The sequence below is a fragment of the Pedococcus sp. P3_C7 genome, from assembly GCF_056402615.1.
The window spans coordinates 198,941-212,986 of the sequence record NZ_JBFUHC010000005.1; the positions used below are offsets into that span (position 1 = coordinate 198,941).

15 protein-coding genes are annotated in these 14,046 nt (G+C 66.0%); 5 read left to right on the plus strand and 10 right to left on the minus strand.

Features of this window, described 5'->3' with window-relative positions; all coding sequences use genetic code 11:
• The first annotated feature begins 4 nt into the window (after positions 1 to 4).
• A complete protein-coding gene (locus tag AC1DS4_RS08050) occupies positions 5 to 1,039 on the plus strand; it encodes a restriction endonuclease subunit R (protein WP_477624009.1) in 1,035 nt (344 codons plus the stop codon).
• A 151-nt stretch (positions 1,040 to 1,190) separates the two neighbouring features.
• Positions 1,191 to 1,457, plus strand: coding sequence for a hypothetical protein (locus AC1DS4_RS08055; protein WP_477624008.1), 267 nt, complete (start codon positions 1,191 to 1,193; stop codon positions 1,455 to 1,457).
• 8 nt (positions 1,458 to 1,465) lie between these two features.
• Here the strand turns inward: AC1DS4_RS08055 and AC1DS4_RS08060 are convergent, their stop codons facing one another.
• From AC1DS4_RS08060 to AC1DS4_RS08085, 6 genes are all read right to left on the minus strand, one after another.
• The gene (locus tag AC1DS4_RS08060; protein ID WP_477624007.1) at positions 1,466 to 2,380 is read right to left on the minus strand and encodes a fumarylacetoacetate hydrolase family protein; all 915 of its coding nucleotides are present in this window, start codon (positions 2,378 to 2,380) and stop codon (positions 1,466 to 1,468) included.
• A 3-nt stretch (positions 2,381 to 2,383) separates the two neighbouring features.
• On the minus strand, positions 2,384 to 3,334 hold the full coding sequence (locus AC1DS4_RS08065; RefSeq protein WP_477624006.1) for a VOC family protein: 951 nt from the start codon (positions 3,332 to 3,334) through the stop codon (positions 2,384 to 2,386).
• On the minus strand, positions 3,331 to 4,431 hold the full coding sequence (locus tag AC1DS4_RS08070; protein WP_477624005.1) for a fumarylacetoacetate hydrolase family protein: 1,101 nt from the start codon (positions 4,429 to 4,431) through the stop codon (positions 3,331 to 3,333). The genes AC1DS4_RS08065 and AC1DS4_RS08070 overlap by 4 nt, the downstream gene beginning before the upstream one ends.
• Before the next feature lie 90 nt (positions 4,432 to 4,521).
• A complete protein-coding gene (locus AC1DS4_RS08075; RefSeq protein ID WP_477624004.1) occupies positions 4,522 to 5,652 on the minus strand; it encodes an FAD-dependent monooxygenase in 1,131 nt (376 codons plus the stop codon).
• A gap of 129 nt (positions 5,653 to 5,781) precedes the next feature.
• Positions 5,782 to 6,624, minus strand: a complete 843-nt coding sequence (locus AC1DS4_RS08080) for a carbohydrate ABC transporter permease (protein WP_477624003.1) — start codon at positions 6,622 to 6,624, stop codon at positions 5,782 to 5,784.
• 9 nt (positions 6,625 to 6,633) lie between these two features.
• Entirely contained in the window at positions 6,634 to 7,569 is a 936-nt protein-coding gene (locus tag AC1DS4_RS08085; protein WP_477624002.1) for a carbohydrate ABC transporter permease, read from the minus strand.
• A 266-nt stretch (positions 7,570 to 7,835) separates the two neighbouring features.
• Here AC1DS4_RS08085 and AC1DS4_RS08090 point away from each other — a divergent pair, with 266 nt between their 5' ends.
• From AC1DS4_RS08090 to AC1DS4_RS08100, 3 genes are all read left to right on the plus strand, one after another.
• Positions 7,836 to 8,822 (plus strand): sugar phosphate isomerase/epimerase family protein, encoded by a 987-nt coding sequence (locus AC1DS4_RS08090; RefSeq protein WP_477624001.1) that lies wholly within the window; start codon positions 7,836 to 7,838, stop codon positions 8,820 to 8,822.
• 18 nt (positions 8,823 to 8,840) lie between these two features.
• A complete protein-coding gene (locus AC1DS4_RS08095; protein ID WP_477624000.1) occupies positions 8,841 to 9,227 on the plus strand; it encodes a C-glycoside deglycosidase beta subunit domain-containing protein in 387 nt (128 codons plus the stop codon).
• A gap of 127 nt (positions 9,228 to 9,354) precedes the next feature.
• Positions 9,355 to 10,260, plus strand: coding sequence for a LysR family transcriptional regulator (locus tag AC1DS4_RS08100; RefSeq protein WP_477623999.1), 906 nt, complete (start codon positions 9,355 to 9,357; stop codon positions 10,258 to 10,260).
• Positions 10,261 to 10,345: 85 nt separating this feature from the next.
• On the opposite strand, the gene AC1DS4_RS08105 is transcribed toward AC1DS4_RS08100, so the two are convergent.
• The 4 genes from AC1DS4_RS08105 to AC1DS4_RS08120 form a co-directional block, all read right to left on the minus strand.
• Positions 10,346 to 11,632 (minus strand): ABC transporter substrate-binding protein, encoded by a 1,287-nt coding sequence (locus AC1DS4_RS08105; RefSeq protein WP_477623998.1) that lies wholly within the window; start codon positions 11,630 to 11,632, stop codon positions 10,346 to 10,348.
• A gap of 209 nt (positions 11,633 to 11,841) precedes the next feature.
• Positions 11,842 to 12,837, minus strand: a complete 996-nt coding sequence (locus AC1DS4_RS08110) for a sugar phosphate isomerase/epimerase family protein (protein ID WP_477623997.1) — start codon at positions 12,835 to 12,837, stop codon at positions 11,842 to 11,844.
• Complete coding sequence (locus AC1DS4_RS08115) at positions 12,834 to 13,232, minus strand: C-glycoside deglycosidase beta subunit domain-containing protein (RefSeq protein ID WP_477623995.1); 399 nt, start codon at positions 13,230 to 13,232, stop codon at positions 12,834 to 12,836. The genes AC1DS4_RS08110 and AC1DS4_RS08115 overlap by 4 nt, the downstream gene beginning before the upstream one ends.
• A 28-nt stretch (positions 13,233 to 13,260) precedes the next feature.
• Positions 13,261 to 14,034 carry a TIM barrel protein gene (locus AC1DS4_RS08120; protein WP_477623994.1) on the minus strand — a complete coding sequence of 258 codons (774 nt, stop codon included), beginning with the start codon at positions 14,032 to 14,034 and terminating at the stop codon, positions 13,261 to 13,263.
• Positions 14,035 to 14,046 lie beyond the last annotated feature (12 nt).

Genomic DNA, 14,046 nt, shown 5'->3' on the forward strand with positions numbered 1-14,046 from the left:
TTCCGTGCCACATCGCGCGGGCGAGTGGGTCCTCGCTGCCAGCTCGTTCAACTGGACGCGTGACATCCTCCGCGCCTTCGAGTCGCCGTTGGACATCGTCGCGGGGACTGTGGAAACTCAGGTCTGCCCGGTCCTCGAGATCGAGGCGGGCCAGTGCTTCCGGTCGTTCCCCTCGATGGATCCGCACGAGGTGGGCCAGATGCGGCACTCTGTGGAAGCCGCAGGCGCTCGTGTCAGCATCGTGGGACTCGGTCTCGACGACTGGCTGACGCCCACGGAGCGCCGCACCGAACCCGAGCGGGCGGCATACCTGACTCCTCAGCTCCGCGCGGCGAAGCAGCTCGGTGCTTTCGGCGTGCGGCTGCCGTTCGGCCAACCGAGCCGCCCACTTCTCGTCGAGCTGCTCCCGCTCCTGCACGAGCTGGACCTGGTGCTGTACCAGGAGATCCAAGGGTCGCAGGGCCCCGGCACGGCCGGGTACGACGACGCCATGGAGACACTCGATTCGCTGGACGACTCGCGACTGGGCATCGTCCTCGACACCAGCATGGTCACACCTCGACTACCGGTGAGCTACCTGGAGGCCTTGGGTCGGGCCGACCTGCCCGCCGGCTTGCTCGAGCGGGTCACGACGGAGTGGGGAAGCCCAGAAACCACAGCCGCCGTCCGGGACTGCCTGGCCGCGGGACAGGTCCCGCCTCACGCGATGGCGCTGTACATGACCATGGTCTTCCGCTTCGGGACGTGGACGGTCGGCGATCTCGAACCATTCCTGCCCCACGTCGGTGCCGTCCAGCTGAAGTTCTGGGACCTGGACGACGCCGACGGCAGGGTGACGCGTCCCATTGCCGAGCTCGGCGTCGCCCTGGACCGGCACGGGTTCGCCGGCACGTTGTGCAGTGAGTGGGGTGGGCACGACTGGTGGGACGGACCCGAAGCTGCAACCGAGATGACCCTGAAACACCTGGATCTCGTCGCCGACGTCCTAGACCTACCCACGGCGGCAACGGGACATCGACCCCAGGCGGAGCGGGTCTGAGATGGGTTGGGAGCTTCGCGAGGACGCACTCGGTGTCGACCCCAGTGGGTTCTCGCTGCGAGTCGGCCTTCCCTGGATGAGGTCTCTTCCGGTGTCCTGTGTGTTGCACCTCGCCGTAACGATCGCCGAGCAACCCGTGAGGGTTGAGGACTTGCAGGTTCGCATCGGAGGACAGGACCGAGACCTGGTCGACCTGCCACGCTCGGACCAGTGGTGGTTCCTCCAGGACCGACTCGTGATCACCGGGCCGGTGGAGGTACAGCCCGGGCACGAGTACGAAGTCGAGGTGTCGATGCAGCTCCTGCTGCCGTACCTGAGCGCGGGCCCGGGGAAGGCTGCGGTCCTCCCGTTCCATCTGCGCAGACGACTCCGGGTGGGCGACGGCACAAACCCGGGCACCTTCCGCGACGTCTCCTGAAGGGCGCTCTAAGCTGGCTGGGCGACGCTGCCCACGAGGACGCCAAGGCGTTCGACGTCGATCCGAACCTCATCGGCGGGCTCCAGCGGAGGCGGGTCCTGGCGGCCGCGACGACCCCACAGCTCCGCCAAGCAACCGCCACCACCCGTGGTCCCGGACGCCAGCAGGTCGCCGGGTACGACCAGCGAGTCGCGTGAGGCGTAGGCGACCATCTGGGCGAAGGTCCAGTTCATGTTCGACAGGCGGTCGTGCCCTACCGGTATGCCGTTGACCGTGACCTTGCAGTCGAGGTCCAGGAACCCCGCCGGGGTGTGCAGTTCGTCGACCTCATCGGCGGTGACGACCCACGGCCCGATGGAGGTTGCGAAGTCCTTGCCCTTGGCCGGCCCGAGACCGACCTTCATCTCGCGGGACTGGATGTCGCGCGCAGACCAGTCGTTCATGATCGTGTACCCGAAGATCGAGTCGTGCGCCTGCAACTCGTCGAGATCGGTCCCGCCTCGGCCAAGGACGCACGCCACCTCCAGCTCGAAGTCCAGGGCCTTGCAGTCCTTCGGCCTGGGGATGGCCGCACCAGGGCCGTAGAGAGCGTGCGGGTTCGTGAAGTAGAACGTCGGGGCGTCGTACCAGGCGTCCGGGACCCCCGACACGCCGTCGACGCTCTTGCGAACGCCCTCCACGTGGGCCTCGAAGGTGACGAAGTCCCGGATGCTCGGTGGCCGATAGGGGAGCTGCAGGGTCACCGTGTCGAGGCGCACGCCGGCCCCGCGCCGCGCCTCGGCACCGATCGCCAACGCGGGCTCCAGTCCTCCGGCAATGAGGGCACCCACGGATGGGCCGTCGGGGAGCGGGAACACCATGTCATCGTCGACGACCGCCGCCACGGTCGGCCCGTGCGGCAGCCGGACGCTGGCCAGCTTCACGCGTCAGACCGGCGGGGGGACGAAGACACCGTGGTCAGGATCGTTGAACGACTCCCGGGCGATCAGCTCGCTCATCGGGTCAGCGGTGCCCCACTGGTCCTGGTTCTTGGGGTCTGAGATGTCGTAGACGCTGGGGTGCCACTCATCCGTCTCCAGTCTCTCGAGCTCGGTGGTGTACTCCATCGTGTTGCCACTCGGATCCAGGAAGTAGGAGAACGTGTTGTTCCCGGCGAGGTGGCGACCCGGACCCCAGACCTTCTTGATGCCAGCTCGCATGACACGGCCCGTGCCACGCATGTACTCGTCCAGGCCACGCAGCTCGAAGGAGACATGGTGGACGGAGGTGTGGGGGCCGCGAGCGATCGCCAGCGAGTGGTGCCAGTCGTTGCACCGCATGAAATGCATCATCTCGCCCATGTGGGGACTCGACAGGCTGTCGCTGTGCTTGAAGCCGAGATGCGTTTCGTACCAGGTCTTTGTGGCTTCGATGTCATTGCTGTTGACGACGAAGTGGGAGAGGCGGACGGGGATGGCCTCTCCTTCCTCGATCGCCCGGTGCTGCCGCGTCTCGACGTCGGTCGAGATCTCGACCGTACGGCCGTCCCCATCGAAGAAGCGAAACCCGTACCCGGAGCCGGCGGTCTGCAGCTCGCCCGGCTCACCCACCAGCTGGACGCCTGCGGACCCGAGCTTCGCGGCGAGCGCGTCAACGGCCTCACGGGACTCTGCCCCGAACGCCATCAGATCCAAGCGCTTCTCCGTCGAACGACGAAGCCGCACGACGTACTGCTCGGGCGAGCCTTCCGCCGCCAGGTATGAGAGGTCCCCATCGGTGCCGACCTCGCTGAGGCCCCAGGTGTCGCGGTAGAACGCCCGCTGGGTGTCGTAGTCCGGCACCGCGAGGTCGACGTGGCGCAGGTGGGTGATGCCGAATTCGTTGACGTTTCCGCTCATGGCTGGGGATCCTTCTCGATCGTTGCGGGCCGGGGGGTGTCGCTGGTGGGGCGGCGTGGGTTGGGCCCCTGCGCAAGGCCGGCCAGATCGGCTGCGCGGGCAGCCTGACGCGGTACGCGGAGGTCCCGTGGGACCCGTCGCCGTACGCCTTGGACGGGGGGAACCGATCCGTATCGTCGAACGATGCGGTTCTGGATGCTGCCTATGCCCTCGATGGTCATCTCGACGACGTCGCCGATCCTCAATGCGGGCGGTTCGATGTGGCCTGCTCTGGCCCAGGCCTCGGCCAAGGATCCGGAGGAGCACGTGCCGGACGTCAGCACCTCTCCCCTCTTGACCCAGGACGCACGAGACGCGTGGGAGACCAGCTGCTCGAACGTCCAGCTCATGTGCCCGGACACGTCCGCCCCGACACGCCTTCCGTTGACGCTGACCGACATGGCAAGGTCCAGGAACCCTTCGCCGTCAAGGTGCTGCTCGAGCTCGTCCGCCGTGACCACCCAGGGGCCGACCGTGGTCGCGAAGTCCTTTCCCTTGCTGGGGCCGAAGTTCACCCGCATCTCGGACCGCTGGACGTCCCGAGCCGACCAGTCGTTGACCACGCAGTAGCCCCCGATTGCGCTTCGCGCCTTCTCGGGCGTTTCGTTACGGACGTCGCGGCACACGATGGCGCCGAGCGACAAGCCGAAGTCGAGCAGCTCGGTCCCGGGTGGATAGGGGACGTCGTCGTATGGCCCCACCACTGAGTGGGGGGCCATGAACTGGAACACCGGGGCGGCATACCACTCTTCGGGGACCCCAGGTGTTCCCAGGGCGAGCTGCATGCCCTCGACGTGTGACTCGAAGGTCAGGAAGCCGCGCATCGCGGTCGGGTAGACCGGGGGCAGCAGCACGACCTCGTCAGGGCGCAAGCCGTCAGCCTGGGCGGCCTCATCGGCAGCCGATTCGCGCTCCTCCAGGTCGGCGGCCAACAGGGGAACGAGTTCCACCCCCTCGGGGAACGGGTGAAGCCACCACTGTCGACCGTCGCCGACGACGAGCCCGACGCGACGAGTCGTCTCGGCGTCCTCGACATACCTAAACGCAGCAAGTTTCACGGCTTCGGCTCTTCATGTCGTGCCTCGGTTCCACCACGGTGCGGACGGGTACGGAGGCTGTTTGTCGTTGGGGTTGTTCGTGTTTCATCGTCAAGCAGGGCTGCTGAGCAAGTGAGCGACCTGCGCCATCAGGCCAGGCACATCACCGCGCTCATGGTTCAAGAGCCACTGGGAAAGCTGCAGTGACGCCTCCACGATGGTTTTCGCTCGGGGCAGTCGACGCTCGACGAACTGGTTCCAGAGCTCTTCCGTGACGGCATCAGAAGCCAGAAGCAGCTCGGCCAGTACGGCCGCGTCCTCGAGCGCCTGGGCTGCGCCCTGGGCGAGCGTGGGGGGGCAGGTGTGCACTGCATCCCCGATGAGGACGACGCGGCCCCGGTTCCAGGGAGCGGCCAGGACATGCGTCTCGAATGCCGTGTAGTTGACCCGAGACGGATCGGTCATCCCGGCGCGGATGTCGTCCCAGGGGCCGTGGTAGGCCTCGGACAGCCCGCGCATCACGTCAAGTGACTCCTCTGGGGTCAGACCCGAGCGGTCCTGCCAGTCCTCTACCAGGTAGGCGTACAGCGTTCCCTCACCCGTGGGGCAGTAGCCGGCGATGTAGCACGGGCCTCCGTAGACGAGGTCGGTACGCGTCACTGATGGGGGTCGCGGAGCGAAGACCCGCCAGATGCCCATCCCGGTGCCTCGAGGCTCCAGCTCGATCCCGAGTGCCTTGCGAGTGGCCGACCGGACGCCGTCGGCCCCCACGACGACGTCGTACCTTCCGGCTGACCCGTCCGAGAACGTGACGTTCACGCCAGCTCCGTCGTCCACCAGCTCGGTGAAGGTCACGCCGAAGCGAACCTTGACTCCGACGTCGGTCGCCCTGTCGACCAGGATCTTCGCGAGCTCGGGCCGGTACATTCCGACGGTGGCTGGAAGGTCGGCTCCTCCCGTGCGGACGTCCTCGAGCTCCGCGACCAGGGTGCCGTTCGGATCCGGTGCACGGAGGCCCAGAGTGTCGAACGCGTAGCCGTGCTCGCCGACCTCGTCCCACACACCGAGTTCGCGCAGCACGCGAAGGGCGTTGCCCTGGAGGGTGATGCCGGAACCGAGGGCGCTGACGTCGGGCTTGACGTCCACCAGGTCGACCGACACGCCCCCCTCCGCCAGGAGGATCGAGACGGCCGTTCCGGCAGCGCCTGCTCCGATGACCAGCACGTTGGAAACGGCAGGCAATGTTCTTCTCCTTCGTGAGAGTGGCGGTTCGCAGACCAGCGTCGGGCCGATCAGAAGATGCAGGAAGAGGATGGTTGCGATGCGGGTCATTCGTCCCACTGATCGAGCGTCACTCGCTGGGAGCGTCGGTCAGCTCTTGATGCCGCCGCTGAAGCCCTGGATGAACTTCTTCTGGGCGAACACGTAGAAGATCAGGATCGGAACCATGGAGATGAGCACCACGGCGAAGATGAGGTTCCACTGGGAGACCAGCGATCCGACGAAGTTGTACATGACCACCGGCAGGGTTTGCGCGTCGGAGCCGTTGAGGAAGATCAAGGGCGTGAAGAAGTCGTTCCAGACGATCAGCCCCGCCAAGATCGCGACCGTCCCCGTTGCCGGCCCCATCAGAGGGAAGACGACCTTCGTGAAGACTTGGAAGGGAGACGCGCCATCGAGCATCGCGGACTCCTCGTAGTCCCTGGGTAGCTCACGGAAGAACCCGGCATACAGGAAGACTGCAAGCGGGAGGAGAACCCCCCAGTAGATGAGGATCATCCCGATCCGCGAGCCGACGAGCCCGACCTGTTGCGCGCCGACGTACAGGGGCAGCACGCCGAGCTGGGTCGGCAGGACGATGGCCACCAGGAAGAGGTAGAAGGCCCTCCTGCTCCAGCGGCTCGTACTCCGGATGAGGACGTAGGCGGTGAGCGACCCCAGTCCCACCAGGCCGGCGATGCTGCCCGCAGTGATGATCAGGCTGCTGAGCAGTCCCTTGAGAATCTGGCCAGATGCGCTGCTCGAGGGCGACAGCAGGGTTTGGAAGTTCTCCAGCGTCGGAGACTTGGGAGGTGCGATCGCCGCCGAGGTGAGGATCTCCTCCCCGGGCTTCAGGGACGTCGTGACCAGGATCCAGAACGGCATCAACAAGGCCAGGGCAGCCAGCACGACGACAATCTCGAGCGCCAGGGTGCGTTTGGTGTAGCGGAACATGGCTGCTGCTCACGCCCTCTCACGAGTGGCGAACTGCTGCAGAACCGAGAACACGAGGATCAGCAGGCTTAGCAGGAGCGCAAGCGCTGCTCCGAAGCCGAACTTCCCGAAGGCAAACGTCTGCTTGTAGACCTGCGTGGCAAGGGTCTCCGTCGCCCCGGCAGGCCCACCCCCCGTGAGGGCCATGACCTGGTCGAAGACACGCAGGCCCTGGATCAGGGTGAGGGTCGTCGCGATGCCGACAGCCGGCCGGATCGTCGGCAGCACGACGTGCCGTAGACGCTGCCAACGGGTGGCACCATCGAGCGCTGCCGCCTCCTCGATCTCGATCGGGACCGTTGCCAGACCGGCCAGGTACACGACCATGACGAAACCGATGTTCTGCCAGATCATCACCGTCAGGATCGAGCCTTTGGCAAGGAGTGGCTCCGCGAGCCATTGGTGCTGCAACGACGTGAGGCCGATGGACCCGAGCAGCTGGTTGAGTGGGCCGTCGAAGGCAAAGATGAATCCCCAGACGTACGACACCGAGATGGGCGCGAGGACGACCGGCATGAAGAGCAGGGTTCGAAGGAGGTAGCGGGTCTTGAGGTTGCGGTTGAGGGCCAGCGCAAAGGCCAGACCGAGCACATTCGAGATGACGAGGAACCCGAACGCGAAGATGAGCGTGTTGGCCAGCGACGAGAGGAGCTCGGTCCGCTGGAAGATCTCGCGGAAGTTGTCGAGACCGATGAAGTTGAACGACCCGACGCCCGACCAGTCGGTGAACGCGAAGAACGCCCCGCTGAGGGTGGTGAGGTAGATCGTCGCGATCAGCAGACCCACGCCGGGGGCGGCCCACCACCAGCGGCCGAACGTCAGGCCCTGGTTGCCTTGCCTCTGACGGGTTTGCCTGCGGGACGGCTTGGGCGCCGTCCGTGCAGGGGTGCTGGTGGACATCGTCATGCTCTCGGAACTCCTCGACGGAACGTCAGCTCGGCGCGGCATCTGCCGGCGCCGCCGTGCGGGAATGAAGGTGCGACTCGATTCACTGTGACCCAGCCACTGCGTTCCGGAAAGGCCAGACCTGCGATCCAGCACATCACCGCGGCTGATGCGAGGACCGGCATCCGCTGCACTGATGCTGTTGATCGGCCGTCCGGCCTTCCCTCCAGCGCGCGGGGACGGCACAGTCGGGGGCGTTCGCAGCCGGTGAAACAAGGAGGAGCTCGATGCCCACCACGATCAAGCGTGGCGTCAGCCTGTACAGCTACCAGGAGGAGTTCTTCCTGAGGCAGATGTCGCTCGAGGACTGCGTGGCTCACGTCGCCGCGGTCGGTGGAACAGGCGTCGAGATCATCCCGGAACAGTCGATTGTCGGTTACCCGCAGCTCAGCCCGGAGTTCCTGGAGCAGTGGCATGGCTGGCTGGAACGCTACCGAGTCGAGACGAGCGCCACCGACCTGTTCCTCGACACCAAGCGCGTCCCCGGTCAGTGGCTCACGCGCGATGAGCAGGTCGCTTCGGTGCGCCAGGACGTCGACATCGCGGTCGCCCTCGGAGCACCAGTCATCCGCGCGATCATCAACACCCCGCCGGAGGTGATGCGCGACGCGGCCTCGTACGCCGCGGACCACGGGGTCCGGCTCCTGCTCGAGGTTCACGCGCCGTTCCACTATGAGCACCCGTGGATCCTCGAGCACCTCGAGGTGATGCATGCTGAAGGAGGTCAGGCCCTCGGCCTGATGCCGGACATGGGGACCTTCGTCGAGCGGTTCCCCCGAGTCGTCTCTGAGCGCGCGCTGCGCGACGGGGCGCGACCCGACCTCGTCCAGTACATCGTCGACCTCTACGACGACCACGGCGACACCCACGCGTTGATGGACATCGTTCACTACCGGGGCGGCGGTCCCGTGGAGATGGGCCTGGCCAGGCAGGCCACCCACTTCATCTTCCGCGACCCGCGGGAGCTGCTTCCGCACATGCCGCTCATCGGTCACATCCAGGCGAAGTTCTACGAGATGACCGACGACGCCACCGAATACAGCATCCCCTACGACCGGATCATCCCCGTGCTTGTCGAGGGCGCCTATGACGGCTATCTGTCCAGCGAGTACGAAGGCAACCGCCACATCCAGGATGCCTTCGAGGTCGACAGCCGCGAACAGGTTCGACGGCAGCACGCGATGTTTGCGCAGCTGCTCGGCGAGAACGACTGACACGAGGAGGCAGGCACCATGTTCGACAAGTACATCATCTGCGAGGACAGCCTTCGCCCCACCCAGACGCCGCAGCCGGGTGCGCAGGTCGAGGTCCGCCTCCCCTACTACCGCGGGCTGGGCCTGTCGATGGTCGAGGCGGTGGACGTGAGCGTTGACGGAGAAGCAGTCGACCCCCAGGTCACCACCTTCACAGTCCACGGCCAGACCTACCCGTTCTCCGACCTGGGCGCAGTCCTGGACGACCGCTGGGAGATGGGCGAGCGCGCCACCGTTGCCTTCCCGCTCGACCGGCCTCTCGCGTCCGGAGCTCACGACGTCGACGTGGCAATCCGCCTGCGCATCTCGTACATGCCGGTCCCCGGCGGGGGCCGCGACCGCAAGCGCCTCACGCTGCAGGACTGAGCCGGTGCGGCACCTGCCGCACCAGACGTGGGTCGTCGCCGGCGTTCGGTGCGCAGCGCCAGATGCTGCCTGTACCGTGCGAGTTGTGAACGTCGACTGCGGCCAAGCAGACTTGGAGTGTTGACCCTTGCCACGCAACGTCGATCTCAACCTGCTCCCGGCCCTGCAGGCCATCTTGGAAGAGCAGAGCGTCACCCGGGGAGCAGCCCGGCTGGGTCTCAGCCAGCCGGCAATGAGCGCCAGCCTGGGAAAACTGCGCCGTCACTTCCGTGACGAGCTGCTGACCCGTAACGGCAACGTCTACGAGCTGACACCACTGGCTCAGCAGTTGGTCGAGCCGACCCACACGGCAGTGCGCGCCGTCGGTCGCCTCTTCGCGAACGAAGGAGAGTTCGACCCGGCCACGGCCGAACGCGAGTTCACCGTCGTCATGTCCGACTACGCCACGGAGGCCTTGGCGCCGACCGTTTCCCGCTTGCTGCGTGCGGCCTCCCCAGGTTCTCGATTGCACATCAACTCGATCACTCCTCAGATCGTCGACACCGCGCCTGACTCCATGCGGACCCGTGACCTGATCGTCATGCCACACGGATTCCTCACGGGCCTCTCGCATCGTGATCTCTATGAGGATGACTGGGTCTGCATCGTCTCTGCAGACGACGAGTCCGCTTCGAGGCAGCTGACCATGGACGACCTGGCCAACCGCCCCTGGGCGGTCACCTTTCACCAGCGCACCGCCTTCACGACGTCGGTCCAACAGCTCAGGATGCAGGGCGTCGAGCCGAACGTGGAGGTGGTGACGGAGAACTACCTGACTCTCGGCAGTCTCGTGGCCGGCACCAACCGGATCGCAGTGGTCCAGGAACGACTCGGTCGGATCCTGGAGCGCAAGGGAGAGGTACGGGTCCTGCCGCCACCTTTCGCCGCGGACCCGCTCGTGGAGACCATGTGGTGGCACCCGACCTACGACAACGACGCGGCGCACAAGTGGTTCCGCGATCTCTTCATCACTGCCGGCATCGAGATCACCTGAACAACCGAGATCACCTGACCAACAACGAGCCGGTGGGACAGGTCACTGTCCCACCGGCTTGGTTGGTTGCTGCGAGGGGTTCGACTCAGCCCCAGGCCTTGTCGAGGTCGTTCAGGACGTCGTCCACGGACTTCTGTCCCGTGAGCAGGCCGGTCACTCCGGACCCGAGCGCGTCGTAGACCTCGCCGTTTGGCCAGTCGAGCTGCGGGTAGTTGGCGATGTGCTTGGCGTCGAGGATGCTCTTGATCCCGTCGTACTGTGGCAGGACGGCCGACGTGTCGATGTCGCCCACGGGCAGGTCACCAGCAGCTTCCGCGGCCGTCTTGGCCTGAGCGGGCTGTGTCATCCACGAGAGGAAGTCCTTGACCAGCTTGGGGCTCTTGGTCTTGGCGTTTCCGGCGACAGCATCCGGCGTGCCGGCCATCAGGAAGGTGTCGACCCCCGCGCCGGGCATCGGGAGGACGACCAGCTTCACGGCCCCGTGCGTGGAGTCCATGATGTCCTTCGCGGCACCACCGGGGGCGGCAAAGCCAAACACCTTCCCCTGACCCATGCCGTTGGTCAGTGCGTCGAACCCGGCACCAGCAGCACCGTCCTGGAAGCACTTCTGGTCGTACAGCTTCTTGACGGTCTCGAGCGCGGTGCGCCAGCCGTCGCTGGTGGCGAACTTGACCTGGCCGGCCTTTCGCTTCTTGTTCCAGTCAGGGTCGACACCGTAGACCGTCGACGCCGCAACTGCCGTGGTGAAGATGCCCGTGTTGGGCGACATGGCGCCAGCAACGGCGAGCAGGGCCTTGCCCTTCTCGCGTGCCTTGCCGCACTGCGCGATCAGGTCGTCCATCGTCGAGGTCCCGGTCAGCACGACGCCGGCCTCCTTGGCGGCCACGTCGTTGTAGATGAGCCCAGCCGGCGCCAGGTAGACGGGGACGGCAAACGTCTTGTTGTTGAAGACGAAGAGGCTCTTGGCGTTCGCAGGGATGAACTTCGGGTCGATGTTGGCGGAGATGTCCAGGAGCTTGTTGGCCTTCTGGAGGGGCTCGACGGAGGCGGTCTGACCGCTGCCGGCGTTGATGAAGAAGACGTCCGGGCCGCTTCCGGCCGTCAGCTGCGTGGTGAGCGTCTGGTTGTACGACGCGAGGTTGATCGGGTTCGTCTTGATCGTGACGCCCTTGTGCGAAGCGACGTACTGCTCCGCAAGGGTCTGGTAGACGCTCTTGGCGTTCGGGTTGGCGATCTGGTACGAGAAGGTGATCGCCTGTGGTTCGGCTGCATTGGCCGCTGAGCCGTTGGAGGAGCTGCAGCCAGCCACGAAGGCCCCGAGGAGGACCGGGAGCGCGGCGGCGATGACGCGTCGTGAGTTCGGAGGTGTCATGAGGGTCTTCCTGGCTAGCTGTCAGCCGCTTCGAAGCGGTCAGACATGTGGGTGGTTGTGGCCACTGTCACAGAACACGGGTGGCGCTGGGAACTCCGGACTTGCGATCATCCACATCACTGACACTGATGTCGCAGTCGAGCTCAAGGGGAAGCGAATCACGTTGTCCTACAATGGTTTTCAAGAGAACCATCTCTCCGGCGAAACGCCTACGAGCCGCCCATCATGCGATGGCACATGGCGTGGTGCCGAGCGACCATCTCGAAGGCGTCCTGGTCCTCCACGTCGAGGTAGGCGTGCCCCTCCCATTCACTCGACATGGTGATCTCGCGGTCGGTCTCGGCGAAGACGTCGAGGACGGCCTGGTAGTCGATCGACGGCGAGGTGAGGTCGTCATCCACGTCATAGAACTTCCCGTGGACATGCCTCACCTGGGGCAGCACCTCGCGCCAGTCCTCCAGGTTCTCCCTGCCGAACATGGTGAAGACGAGCCTCGCCTGTCCCACGGGCAGCTCCGGCTCTCCGAGTGCCTTTGCCTCCTCGGCGAAGGCGCCGTACCTCTGGAAAGGCGGCCCCGGCGACTCCCAGGCACTGACGAGGGCATCGACGCCTTCCTCGGACAGACCCGCTGCACGGAGCTTGTCGAGCATTCCCGGCGGGATGGCCCGCATGCACGAGCTGAAGTCCGGAATGAAGCCGAGGTGCTCCGACCCGATCCGGTCGTAGGCTTCGCGGGCGGCCAGGACCTTGGGGGTGTTCGGGCCTTCCGGGGCGTGCACCTCCATACCCAGGTGAACGCCGGCCTTGGCCGCGATGGGTTCGAGCAGCTCGAGGACCGCGGGGGTCAGGCCCACCTGGGTACGAACGACCGGGAAGCCGAGCTCGCCGGCGAGCTCGATCTGCGGCCTCATGTACTCGACGCTTTCCTGGGTGTCCATCCAAGCGCCGGCACGACGGGCCACGTCGGCGTTGGAGGCAAGGGACGTGGGTTTGAGCTCGTTGCGGTCCAAGGCCTCCCTGAGCGTCTTGAGCTCAGCCTTGTCGACCTTGCCCGGAAAACCACGCAGGCTCTGGAAGCCGATGAGCTCCAGGCCGGGGCCGAGTCCGCGCCGGCCCACCTCGTCGACGAGCTCCGGCAGGGTGAAACGCCCCGCAAGCCACTCGTTCGTCATCGAGTAGAGGGTGACGCCCAGGACGATGCTCATTGGACCACGACCTTTCGCTCAACACGGGTCCGTTGTACGAGGGCTGTCTCCGGGCCGATGATGATGTAGGGGATTCGGGTGGCGAGGGTCAGCTCGACATCGAGTGCGTGGCCTGCGGGCAGTCTGTCCGGCTTGGCAACCAGGACCTCCAGCGCGTCCTGGACGAACCACTGCTCGTCGACCAGCTCCGCCAACTCGTCCAGCATGAGTTCGCGACCATCGTGCCGAACCCTCAGGTGCGCCCGGTCAACGACGTCGACTCCCAGGCGAAGGCTGATGTCTTCGAGGCACGACAACGGCAGGGACCGATACCACGGGAGGTGGACATCGATCTGATAGCCCTCTGGTGTGGCGTGCACGGCCTCACGCCGGAGCACACTGGCTTCAAGGGTCATGGTTGCCTCCTTGGTGGCGTCGAAGGACTCACGCGTGGGCCGCGACGGAGCGGATGTGCTTGACCGACTCCCCCGAGGGCACGGTGGGGAAGTACTCGAGCCCGATGGGGCCGGCATACCCCGAGGTGCGCAGCACGGCGAGCTGTGCCGCCCAGTCGACATCGCCGCTTCCCGGTTCTCCCCGGCCCGGGGAATCCGCGATCTGCACGTAGTCGATGAGGCCTGCGGCGTTGGCCAGCTCGGTCGCCGGGTCCTCGCCTTCGGTGATCGAGTGGTACAGGTCGTAGAGGATCCCGAAGGAGTCGGAACCCACTCCGCGAGCGACGACGACGGCGTCCGCCGTTCGGTCCGTCAGGGCGCCTGGGTGGTCGACGCGCGTGTTCACCGGCTCGAGGACCAGCTTCACGCCTGAGTCCTTCGTTCGCTCGACTGCCTGGGAGAAGACCTCGATGAGACGGGCGAGGTTCTGAGTCCGCTTCTGGCCCGGGAATCCGACCCCGGACCCGAGGACGATTCGCGGGCATCCGAGCTGGCGCGCATGTTCGATCCCGCGGTCGAGCCCCTCGAAGAAGGCGTCCAGCGTCTCCCAGGGAAGGGCGAAGTTCGTTCGCGGCTCAGCGATCACGGAGGTGAGGCTCACACCGGTCTCAGCCAGCGCCTTGCCCAGCGCGTCGACATCCACGGTGGACGTGCCCCACATCTCGACGGCGTCGAAGCCGGCTGCCGCCGCGGCGCGCACTCGCTCGGGGTGTTCGCCGGCTTCGGTGAACAGGAGTTCGATGTTAGGAGAGAGCTGGTACACGGTGGAGCCTTT